Here is a 10604-nt window from a genome sequence, read left to right on the forward strand (position 1 = left end):
CTCACTTATAATAATTACGATAAATAAAATTGAATCAGCGGATAGGGCTAACCGCTGAGTATTTTCGTGTTTTTGAGCTGCGCGATCGCTGATTAAAATTCTCAAAGAATAATTTAAAATATAAAGTAATGTTTCAGATTGACCTATATATATGGCTCCCGCCGTTTTAATCCAGAATCTTCAGAAACGGTACGGCACTGTTGAAGCCGTCAAAGATGTTTCCTTCCAGGTGGAACCGGGGGAGATTTTTGGTTTGCTCGGCCCCAATGGTGCAGGCAAAACCACTACTCTACGGGCTTTGTGTACGTTGACAGCCCCCGATCGCGGACGTTTAGAGGTATCCGGGATTTCAGTTATAGAGCAGCCGAGATTGGCTAGACAACGCTTGGGCTATGTTGCTCAAGAGGTGGCTTTGGATAAGGTGCTGACGGGGCGCGAACTTTTGCAATTGCAAGCGGCTCTCTACCATTTGCCTCGGCCGATGATTAAAGATCGGATCGATCGTGCGATCGCATTACTCGGTTTAGGGGAATGGGCGGATAAAAAGACAGGCACTTATTCCGGTGGTATCCGCAAACGGCTGGATTTGGCTGCGGGACTGTTACATCAACCGGATGTTTTAGTTTTAGATGAACCGACAGTCGGGCTCGATATAGAAAGCCGGGTGGTAGTTTGGGACTTCCTGCGACAGTTGCGCGAGTCTGGGACAACAGTATTGATTACCAGCCATTATCTTGAAGAGGTTGATGCTTTGGCGAACAGAGTAGCAATTATTGATAAAGGTGTGGTGATTGCTGCGGGTACACCCGAAGAATTGAAGGATAAAGTAGGTGGCGATCGCGTTACCCTCCGCATCCGGGAATTTTCGCCGATAGAGGAAGCCGAAAAAGCAAAATCTCTGTTGCAATCTTTGCCTTTTGTACAAGAAGCGATCGTGAATACTGCTCAAGGTAATTCCCTAAATTTAGTGGTAACACCTCAGAGCGATGCACTTTTGAATATTCAGCAAGTAATTAAAGATGCGGGTCTTCCTACTTTTGGAATTGCTCAATCTCGACCTAGTTTGGATGATGTTTATTTAGCTGCGACGGGGAGAACGCTTTTAGATTCGGAGTTAGAAGCTTCTAGTAGTCGGGACTTGAAAGCCGAGCAAAAAGCAGCGATGCGGTCTTAGTTGGAGGAAGAAAGAAGAAGGAAGAAGTAAGAAGTAAGAGTCAACTTTGTCTCTTTGATAACTTATGTAGACCCCACTCTGGGCGGTATTTTTACCTCAGAGGGCGGCCTTCAGGATATCCGTCCTCACTATTTTGGCGATTGCTATAAAATTTATGGCGATCGCTCTTTTTTTGATGAAATGTTGAATAATAAACTCTATCTGTTGGTGTGAGGAAAGAGAGTGAGTCAGCAAGAGATTTTAACATTAGCCAAAGAAGGTGACGCAACTGCGATCGCCTTTCTAATCAGTCAAGCACTAGGAACCAAAGGCATAGCCGTCAAAGCCACCCGTCAAAACACTTGCCTGCACCTATTACTAGAAGCAGAACAACTCCCCCCCCAAGATGCCTGCATCCGAGTCATCGTTAAAGGATTACTCCGCCTCGAAGCAGCTCAAATCTACTATGTCAAAGTTTATGGGCGGCGAATCAACCAGCAACTAGTCGGTTGGACTCAAATCGTCGAACTCAAACAACCCTTGGGGAGCAGGGGAACAGAGGAGAGGGGAAAAATTCCCAGTTACCAGTCCCCAGTTACCAGTCACCCATCACCAGTCAGCCGTCACCAGCCACCAGTCACCAGTCCCCAACCCCCAGTCAACCGTCACCCATTACCCAAAAGGACAACCGGAAATCCTTGGCTTCTAGTAGGCTCCGTTAGCAGTGTACTCATCCCCTTATCCGGCTTCGTGATCACCTCTCAACTTCAACAACCGCCAGGGAACGTTTTAACTACCTCCGAGATAGTATCTTTAAAGCCAATCCCATCTACATCCGCCTCTCCAGTACCACGCCCTACTCAAAAAGCGACCGCTAAACCAATCCTAAAACCCATTACAAAACCTGTAACAACTACACAAGTAACAAATAATGTAACTGAGGTTTCAAACGTAACTTTACCATCTCCCAAAAACGCACAATTTACAACCGAAACTATCACTATCAAAGCCGTTGGCGATATCATTCCTGGCAGCAACTATCCTTACAATAAACTGCCCAAAGACGAGAAGATTTTATTTAAGTCAGTCAAACCATACTTGCAAGGAGCAGATATTTTATTTGGCAACTTTGAAAGTACATTAACTGACTATCGTTACAGTTCTAAAGGTGGCGGTGGTGGAATGCTTTTTGCCTTTCGCACACCTCCCAGCTATGTCAAGCTGTTGAAAGATGCGGGCTTTCATATTTTGAATGTCGCCAATAACCATTCCTGGGATTTTCACGAGCAAGGATTTAAAGATACGATTAAAAATATCGACGGTGCAGGCATGACTGCTGTTGGTAAAAAAGGTCAAATTGTCTATAAGAATGTCAAAGGTGTTAATGTTGCCTTTATTGGTTTCAGCAACTATGGCGATGTTCACAACTCCCTGCTAGAACTGAAAGCGGGGGAAGCAATTGTGAAAGAAGCGAAGAAAAAGGCGGATATCGTAGTAATATCTGTTCATGCGGGAGCTGAGGGAACGGGAGCTCTTAGGGTTAGGAATCACAATGAATTTTTCTTTGGTGAAAATCGAGGGAATATGGTGTTATTTTCCCGGACGATGATTGATGCCGGTGCGGATTTAATTTTAGGACATGGCCCTCACGTTGCTAGAGCTTTAGAACTGTACAAAGGGAAATTAATCGCCTATTCTTTGGGTAATTTTATGGGATATCGCAGCTTATCAACTGCGGGAGAACTTGGAGAATCGTTGATTTTGCAAGTACAAATGAACCCTAAAGGAGATTTTGTTTCTGGTAAGATTATCCCAGTACAGCTTAATGGGCAAGGGATACCTGCTATTGACAATAATTTTAGGAGCGTGGGACTAATTCGCGAATTAACAAAAGGTGATTTTCCTAATACACCATTGAAAATTGATGAGAAGGGGCAAATTTTGAAAAAATGAAATTGGTAATGGGTAATGGGTAATGGGTAATGGGTAATGGGTAATGGGTAATTGGTAATTGGTAATTGGTAATATCATGTCCGGCAATTACTATCTGTCATTGCGAGCGGAGCGAAGCAATACCAACACCTTGCGATTGCTTCGGGCTTGCTTCGTTCCTCAGATTGCTTCGTTCCTCGCAACTGCGCTTCGCTTGACGCGCTGTGCTTGGCTCGCAATGACAAATATTTAACCGGGTGTAGTATCATTAGTAATTGCTAGTAAAATTTAGGTTAGGTGAAGCAAAGCGAAATCCAACGCTATCAATTAGATTTGTTAACAGTTAACAGTTAACAGTTAACCGTTAACAATCTAAACTAAGGAGCGATCGCAAAGCTTCCTTCATCTCATCTATAGTTGTCGTCGCCGTACCAAATTGACGTACCACAATACTCGCGGCCAAATTACCCAAAACAGCAGCTTCCCAACCAGACGCACCAACACACAAGGCTAAAGTCAAAGCTGCCACCACTGTATCACCAGCACCCGTTACATCAAATACATCCGTCCGATTAAAAGCTGGGACATCCTGCTGGTAGATTTCTCCATCCTTCATCCTTTCAAACAAGCTCATTCCCTCCTCGCCGCGAGTAATCAACATTTGTTGAGCTTGAGTTAAATTCAGAAGGTCGCGCCCTGCATTCACCAAAGTTGTAGAGTTCTTAATTGCATATCCTACCGCCTGCTCAGCTTCCGGTAAATTAGGCGTAAATAAAGTCGCTCCCGCATAGCGATTCAAATCCGTCTGAGCATCTACAATAGTTCTAGGGTGAGACACCGCCGCTTCAATTACCGCCGCAGTCAAAACACCATCTCCGTAATCTGAACAAACCACAGCATCGACAGTATCCAACTGTTGGCGGATATACTCTGCTAATTGTAACTGTAAGTCTAAATCGGGCAATTCATCCGACTTGCGATCGACTCTCACAATTTGCTGAGTCACCGACTGACGAGCATGGCCAGAAATTCTAGTTTTCGTAACAGTCGGACGGCTGGGATCGATCAAAATGCCAGTAATATCAATTCCCGCCTCTTCAAAAATACGGCATAAAGCCCGTCCTTGGTCATCTTTACCCACTAAACCGGCAACTTTAACTTGGCCTGCCAGTTTAGCAAGATTATAGACAGCATTTGCGCCACCTCCGGGCAATTGCCTAGTATTTTCGTGGCGCAGAATCAAGACAGGCGCTTCGCGGGAAATGCGCTCGACTTGGCCTGTGAGAAATTCATCAAGAGTTAAGTCCCCCACCACTAAGACTCGCGCCTGGGAAAAGCGATCCAATCGTTGTGTCAATTGCTCAGCCGAGCCGCGCACTTGAGCCAAAAATGAAGAATCTAAAGACATTATTCAGTGAAACATTGGGCAGTGGGAGCGGGGGGAGCGGGGGAGCGGGGGGAGGGGGGGAGCGGGGGGAGCAGGGGGAGCGGGGGGAGCAGGGGGAGATTGGGGAGATTTTTCTTCCTTCTACCAAGAAGGTTGCTATATTGCTAAATCCTGCCTTCTTCCTTCTTCCTTAAGACATAAAAAAGAAGGGTTGGAAGCCATCAACCACTATGCTAATCTGTAACCCGTGATTCGCACTTTTTAGAGCGAGTGACGGTATTTCCAGAGGAATTTTAATCATGGCCACCTTAAAAGTTGGTATAAATGGATTTGGTCGCATTGGACGCTTAGTAGTCCGCGCGGGCATCAATAATCCCCAAATCGAGTTTGTTGGTATTAATGACTTAGTGCCGGCAGATAACCTAGCTTATTTGTTCAAATACGATTCAACTCACGGCACTTACCCCGGTACTGTTGAAGCCAAAGAAGGCGGCATTTCTATTGACGGGCGCTTTATTCCCTGTACTGCGATTAGAAACCCTACGGAATTACCTTGGGGCAAATTAGGTGCTGATTATGTAGTAGAATCTACGGGGTTATTTACTGATGCTGAAGGAGCTTCAAAACACTTAGCTGGTGGAGCAAAACGAGTAGTGCTCTCCGCACCCACAAAAGATCCTGAAAAAGTACCGACATTCTTAGTAGGCGTTAATCACCACAATTTTGACCCTGCTAAAGATACCATTGTTTCTAATGCTAGCTGTACCACTAATTGCCTAGCTCCGATTGCCAAAGTTATTAATGATAATTTTGGTTTAGAAGAAGGTTTGATGACAACTGTTCACGCGATGACTGCCACTCAACCAACAGTAGATGGCCCTAGTCAGAAAGATTGGCGCGGCGGACGCGGCGCTTCGCAAAATATTATTCCCTCTTCTACAGGTGCAGCTAAAGCTGTCACCTTGGTATTGCCAGAATTAAAAGGTAAACTTACCGGGATGGCTTTTCGCGTACCGACTCCAGATGTATCGGTAGTTGACCTTACCTTTCGCACGGCAAAGGAAACTACCTACGATGAGATTTGTGCAGCAATGAAGCAAGCTTCTGAGGGTGAATTGAAAGGCATTCTCGGCTACACAGAAGATGAAGTAGTTTCAATGGATTTTAGAGGTGATGCTCGTTCCAGCATTTTTGATAAGAAAGCCGGAATTGGACTTAATTCTAAGTTCTTCAAAGTTGTTTCTTGGTATGACAATGAGTGGGGTTATTCTAACCGCGTCATTGATTTGATGCTATCGATGGCTGAAAAGGATGGAATTTTGAAAGCTTAGTTGACTTTGAGAATAAAGGGGATTCGCGGGACAATGCGTAGGTCTAGATAGCATTTGACTTAGGCCTTCGGCAGAGCTCAGGGAGCTTACTGATATTGAGCTTGCGTTGCCCTGAGCTTGCCGAAGTCGAACTGCAAGCCGATGTCCGCAGGCATTGCATTTTCCCCAGCATACGAACCCCTTTTCTGTTCTATCTCAGCTTGAATAGAGTAAAATATCTCTTAGGAGTTACTTTAATTGTCAAGAGTTCGCATAAAATCGAGATTAGACTTTTCTAATTTGTAATGTGCCAGATTATGTCTGACTTGCTGCCACTCACTATCGAAACTATTTGGGCAATTATTAACGAAGAAATAGACGATGCTACTGTCAATCAGTTAGTTTGGTACTGTTTGGGCTATCGTTGCGACGGTGACGGTAATTGGAATAACGCTAATGTTCCACAGGTATGGCGGGATGAATATCCACAACCGCCGGATTTTATAGAGTCTCGCCCTGCGACGGTTAAGCTGACTCGTTCGATTCCGCAGGAGAATAAGCAGTTGCTTAAGGAAAAGTTGGGTTTTAAGGGCTACAAAATTGGGGAGTTTGGGCCTCGGCAGACTCGTCGGGCGACGGCGGCTAATTGGCTGATGAGTTATATGGTGGATGGGCGCTGTTGAGGGATGGCTTTGCGGGAATCGGTAGGTGTTTTTTTTAGGGTGTAAATTTTTGGGGCTGAATCGCTTATGCTGCAAGGTTTTGAGGTGCGTGGGATGGTGAAGGTGATTCCCGCAAAGTCTGTAATATTTGCTGTGATTGGGTTTGAAGCTTTTTTTGTTTTTGCCTCTTGACAAGTCGGTGGCTGAAACGGTATATTGATGATCGGTTCACGAAACTGTACCTTGAAAACCAAATACAGCAAGGCTTCCAGAGGTCGGGCCTTTCAACTTAAATAAATCCCTATTAGGGATTGAAACGAAGCCTTGACCCCACTAGAAGCGCTTGAAAAAGTAAAGGCTTTCAACTTAAATAAATCCCTATTAGGGATTGAAACAAAAAGCTGAGAAAAGAACAAATTCGACGATTTCTTTCAACTTAAATAAATCCCTATTAGGGATTGAAACCTATTTTCTGCGGTACTTTTGCCTCAATTGGTGCAATCTTTCAACTTAAATAAATCCCTATTAGGGATTGAAACAATTGATTGATAGTCAACGTTGAACTGGTGTTTCTTTCAACTTAAATAAATCCCTATTAGGGATTGAAACCATTTATCTATATCAGGAGCGCTAAGCTTATTTGTTCTTTCAACTTAAATAAATCCCTATTAGGGATTGAAACTGTTTCCGGACGCTGAGGCCCTTGGCAAGGCCACTATTACCTTTCAACTTAAATAAATCCCTATTAGGGATTGAAACTATCAGCCATGATCTTTACCTCTAAACTTGGTTAACCTTTCAACTTAAATAAATCCCTATTAGGGATTGAAACATCAAAGTTCTTTATCATAATCACTTGCTTGCCGATGCTTTCAACTTAAATAAATCCCTATTAGGGATTGAAACTATGATTGATAGAATCCCTATCAATCACAGTTTAACGAAATGCACCTATTGCAAATTGCTCTACATCTCTGCTATTTTCTTTTTCACCCATTAATCGCTTTGTAGCGCGTATTTTCTTTAGCAGTAAGTAGTCGCGCTAAGAGTTTTTACCGCAATTGGTCGAGGGCCCTACAGGAGTCACCCTAAGAGTTTTCGCCGCAACTGATCGAGGGCTGTACAGGCGCTCAGATTCCGAATCCAGTTGCGATCGCGCAGAGTACCAAAGCGATATTTAAAAGCTTCTACTTCACCATTAGGCCGCGCTAAACCGATATAAACCAATCCCACTGGTTTATCCTCACTCCCTCCTCCAGGCCCAGCAATTCCTGTAATACTCAAACCATAAGTAGTTTCTAGGCGCGATCGCACTCCCGCAGCCATTTGTTTTGCCACTGTACGGCTTACCGCGCCAAATTTAGCTAAGTCTTCTGGATTAACATCCAATAGCCCTACTTTAACTCGGTTGTCGTAGGAAATAATTCCCCCTAAAAAGTAGTTAGAACTGCCAGCTATACTGGTCAGCATCGCTCCCAACCCGCCACCAGTGCAAGACTCCGCCACAGCCAAAGTTTCACCTGCATCTAGCAATAGTTGACCAACAACTGACGCTAAACTATCACTGTCAGCACCATAACAGTCAAGTCCAGCTATCTGTCTCAACTTTTCCTCTACTGGTAAAATCAATTTTGTAGCTTCCCCTGCTGACTCGGCGCGAGCTGAGATTCGCAGCTTGACTTCACCATGATTAGCGTAGGGAGCGACGGTAGGGTTAGCTAAGTTAAAAAAATCATTTACTTTTTCTGCTAAAGCTGATTCTGTTATCCCCCAAAATCTTAAAGTGCGACTGTAAATTATTTGGCTGCACCATCCCTGATTCCGCAGATGGGGTACGGCAGTTTCTTGCCACATCAGGTGCATTTCCGCAGGTACTCCCGGAAAAGTCATGATTGTTAGGTTTGGGCGGGGCTGCCAAATAATCCCAGGAGCACTACCGCTAGAATTAGGTAGAATATCAGCCCCTTCGGGAATTAAAGCTTGTTTGCGGTTGCTAGGACTCATCACGCGCCCCCGTTGAGCAAATTTCTGCTCAATGTCTGCGATAATTTCGGGACGTTCAGTTAGGGGAGTCTCAAAAAAGTCAGCGATGGTTTCTACTGTGAGGTCGTCGGGAGTTGGGCCCAGGCCGCCTGTAAATAGGAGGATCTGCGATCGCCCCATTGCTATCTCTAACACCTGTTTAATCCGTTCTGGATTGTCCCCGACTACAGTTTGGTAGTAGTGGGGAATCCCCAAACTTGCCAATTGCTGCGCTAAAAACTGGGCATTGCTATTGAGAATATCGCCTAGCAGTAACTCTGTACCAACACAAATAATTTCAGCAACCATCGGGAAGAATTAAAAATTAAAAATTAAAAATTAAAAATGGGTGATTTTTTCCAGTTTTAATTTTTAATTATAGCTGAAGGAACAATAACTTAGGGTCTTTGGTTGGGGTATACAGAGCAGCCAAATTACCTAATATTTAGCTGGAATTTTGACAGTAAATTCTAGGTATTATGGGGCAATCGCCCGCTATCTTCGACAGCATCAGCGCTAAGGCTGCTTACGAGGCGATCGTTGGCAAGCTCTACGACCAACTCCCTACATTAGCCAAGGATCGGGCAGGCCTGTTTCAAAAAAGTTCGGTAGGTAGGAAACTCAGCAGTGTTAACCCAGACAGGTCAATCTGAGGAAAATTTAGGTTATTCTTTATCACGGCAAAATAAATTCTGCAATTGCCTTTCATTCCCGGGCTAAAGTCACGGGATTTTCCGGCAATTGTCTTAATAACGACAAACTAATGAAAGCTCTATTAACCTCGACCATTCACATCCTTGGTACTACAGCTTTCCTGAAATGCCCACTACAGATAAATTCTGATATTATACTCTCGTCTATAATTTGAATATTTACTATCTGTAGTCATAGTTTCAAGAATTGGTATTAGACCGAAATTTGATTTTAAATTACGATCATTTTCCTTCCCAGTTAACAGTTAACCGTTAACAGTTAACAGTTAATAGTTAACTGTCATTAATTTTTAGCCGCGTGTCTCCAGACTTTCCAGCTTGTGTACCCTAGCAAGCCTGTAGCACTCAAGGCGTAAACTAAGCCGCTAGGAATTCCTGAAAAAGCTAGGGCTAAACTTCCTACCCACAGAGTTAAGGAGTAAATAAACAAAACCGTTAATCGCTGCGAAAGTCCTGCTTCTAGCAGTCGGTGGTGAAGGTGGCGTTTGTCCGCAATAAATGGCGACTTACCGTTACGCAAGCGATCGAGAATTACAGCCGACATATCCAAAATTGGCACCGCTAAAATCAAGTACGGCAACAAAACAGAGGTGACAGCAGTAGTTTTAACTAAGCCAATTACTCCCACTCCAGCTAGGGTAAATCCCATAAAATAGGCACCACCGTCTCCCATAAAAATTTGGGCCGGATTGAAGTTGTAGCGTAGAAATCCCAGGGAACCGCCAGCTAAGGCAGCAGCAATTAAGGCGGCGGCCGGTTGGTGCATGAACAGACTGACAATTAGCATCACTACGGCAGCAATGCCTGAAACCCCTGCGGCCAAACCGTCTAAACCGTCAATCCAGTTGATGGCATTTGCCATACCAACTAGCCAAATTACTGTCACGGGTAAACTGAGGATTTCAATGGGTACCAGTCCCATTGTCGGAATTGTCAGAAAGTCGATCCGCACGCCAACCCACCAGGCAATGCTGGCAACGCTGACTTGCATCAGCAGGCGAGTGAAGGCAGAGAGAGAAAATAAGTCATCTGCCAAACCGATCAAGAAAAATGCAAGACCACCGATGGTAACGCCCCAGATTTCATACTCATCTTGGGGGTTGAGATTTTGTCCGGTGGCATCAAGAAAGCCTCCCGACCACCAGACAATTAGCAAAGCGGTTAATGTGCCTAGAAAAATAGACACACCTCCCAAACGCACCATCGGGCGATCGTGTACTTTGCGTCCACCAGGGTGATCCACGCGACCGCTAGCTATGCCAATTTTTTTGACAAGCGGCGTACTCGACAGGACTACTATCGCTGAAACGAGAAAGGCAACCAGGTGGTACAGATGGTGCGACATCTGAAATCTGTAAAGTGCGGGGCAAATATGGTGTCAGGCAGAGTCTACTACATTTCAGATGGTTTCTGAACGATGGAAGA

The 10604-nt window shown here is 44.6% G+C and carries 9 protein-coding genes and 1 CRISPR repeat array; of the genes, 6 read left to right on the plus strand and 3 right to left on the minus strand.

All coding sequences use genetic code 11. The features are described from left to right. Positions 1-151 precede the first annotated feature (151 nt). The 3 genes from OSCI_RS25760 to OSCI_RS25765 are packed head-to-tail and all read left to right on the plus strand — an operon-like array spanning position 152 to position 3106. Positions 152-1174 carry a daunorubicin resistance protein DrrA family ABC transporter ATP-binding protein gene (locus tag OSCI_RS25760; RefSeq protein ID WP_007358147.1) on the plus strand — a complete coding sequence of 341 codons (1023 nt, stop codon included), beginning with the start codon at positions 152-154 and terminating at the stop codon, positions 1172-1174. Between the two features lie 54 nt (positions 1175-1228). After that, positions 1229-1387 (plus strand): hypothetical protein, encoded by a 159-nt coding sequence (locus OSCI_RS30945; protein ID WP_007358148.1) that lies wholly within the window; start codon positions 1229-1231, stop codon positions 1385-1387. 9 nt (positions 1388-1396) lie between these two features. Continuing rightward, a complete protein-coding gene (locus tag OSCI_RS25765; RefSeq protein ID WP_007358149.1) occupies positions 1397-3106 on the plus strand; it encodes a CapA family protein in 1710 nt (569 codons plus the stop codon). Positions 3107-3449: 343 nt separating this feature from the next. On the opposite strand, the gene OSCI_RS25770 is transcribed toward OSCI_RS25765, so the two are convergent. After that, the gene (locus OSCI_RS25770; RefSeq protein WP_007358150.1) at positions 3450-4493 is read right to left on the minus strand and encodes a bifunctional heptose 7-phosphate kinase/heptose 1-phosphate adenyltransferase; all 1044 of its coding nucleotides are present in this window, start codon (positions 4491-4493) and stop codon (positions 3450-3452) included. A 278-nt stretch (positions 4494-4771) separates the two neighbouring features. Between OSCI_RS25770 and gap the strand changes: the two genes are divergently transcribed. Both gap and OSCI_RS25785 read left to right on the plus strand, forming a co-directional pair. Then, positions 4772-5803: a type I glyceraldehyde-3-phosphate dehydrogenase gene (gene gap / locus OSCI_RS25780; RefSeq protein WP_007358151.1), complete on the plus strand. Its 1032-nt coding sequence runs from the start codon at positions 4772-4774 to the stop codon at positions 5801-5803. A gap of 296 nt (positions 5804-6099) precedes the next feature. Beyond that, positions 6100-6465 carry a DUF1823 family protein gene (locus tag OSCI_RS25785; protein WP_007358152.1) on the plus strand — a complete coding sequence of 122 codons (366 nt, stop codon included), beginning with the start codon at positions 6100-6102 and terminating at the stop codon, positions 6463-6465. A gap of 260 nt (positions 6466-6725) precedes the next feature. Continuing rightward, positions 6726-7350: direct repeats of the CRISPR family, unit length 37 nt; unit sequence CTTTCAACTTAAATAAATCCCTATTAGGGATTGAAAC. A gap of 177 nt (positions 7351-7527) precedes the next feature. Here the strand turns inward: OSCI_RS25785 and OSCI_RS25790 are convergent. Next, positions 7528-8775 carry a competence/damage-inducible protein A gene (locus tag OSCI_RS25790; protein WP_007358154.1) on the minus strand — a complete coding sequence of 416 codons (1248 nt, stop codon included), beginning with the start codon at positions 8773-8775 and terminating at the stop codon, positions 7528-7530. A 170-nt stretch (positions 8776-8945) separates the two neighbouring features. Here OSCI_RS25790 and OSCI_RS30950 point away from each other — a divergent pair, with 170 nt between their 5' ends. Then, positions 8946-9119: a hypothetical protein gene (locus tag OSCI_RS30950; protein ID WP_007358155.1), complete on the plus strand. Its 174-nt coding sequence runs from the start codon at positions 8946-8948 to the stop codon at positions 9117-9119. Positions 9120-9462: 343 nt separating this feature from the next. Here OSCI_RS30950 and OSCI_RS25795 read toward each other — a convergent pair whose 3' ends face one another. Then, positions 9463-10524 carry a glycosyltransferase family 4 protein gene (locus OSCI_RS25795; protein ID WP_007358156.1) on the minus strand — a complete coding sequence of 354 codons (1062 nt, stop codon included), beginning with the start codon at positions 10522-10524 and terminating at the stop codon, positions 9463-9465. Positions 10525-10604: the final 80 nt, after the last annotated feature.

This window comes from Kamptonema sp. PCC 6506 (genome assembly GCF_000180455.1).
Taxonomy (GTDB): domain Bacteria; phylum Cyanobacteriota; class Cyanobacteriia; order Cyanobacteriales; family Microcoleaceae; genus Kamptonema; species Kamptonema formosum.

What these genes read in the sequence shown, in the direction of transcription:
- OSCI_RS25760 (WP_007358147.1), top strand. Translation starts at nt 152, where the DNA reads ATGGCTCCCGCCGTTTTAATCCAGAATCTTCAGAAACGGTACGGCACT.
- OSCI_RS25770 (WP_007358150.1), bottom strand. Translation starts at nt 4,493, where the DNA reads ATGTCTTTAGATTCTTCATTTTTGGCTCAAGTGCGCGGCTCGGCTGAG.
- gap (WP_007358151.1), top strand. Translation starts at nt 4,772, where the DNA reads ATGGCCACCTTAAAAGTTGGTATAAATGGATTTGGTCGCATTGGACGC.
- OSCI_RS25785 (WP_007358152.1), top strand. Translation starts at nt 6,100, where the DNA reads ATGTCTGACTTGCTGCCACTCACTATCGAAACTATTTGGGCAATTATT.
- OSCI_RS25790 (WP_007358154.1), bottom strand. Translation starts at nt 8,775, where the DNA reads ATGGTTGCTGAAATTATTTGTGTTGGTACAGAGTTACTGCTAGGCGAT.
- OSCI_RS30950 (WP_007358155.1), top strand. Translation starts at nt 8,946, where the DNA reads ATGGGGCAATCGCCCGCTATCTTCGACAGCATCAGCGCTAAGGCTGCT.
- OSCI_RS25795 (WP_007358156.1), bottom strand. Translation starts at nt 10,524, where the DNA reads ATGTCGCACCATCTGTACCACCTGGTTGCCTTTCTCGTTTCAGCGATA.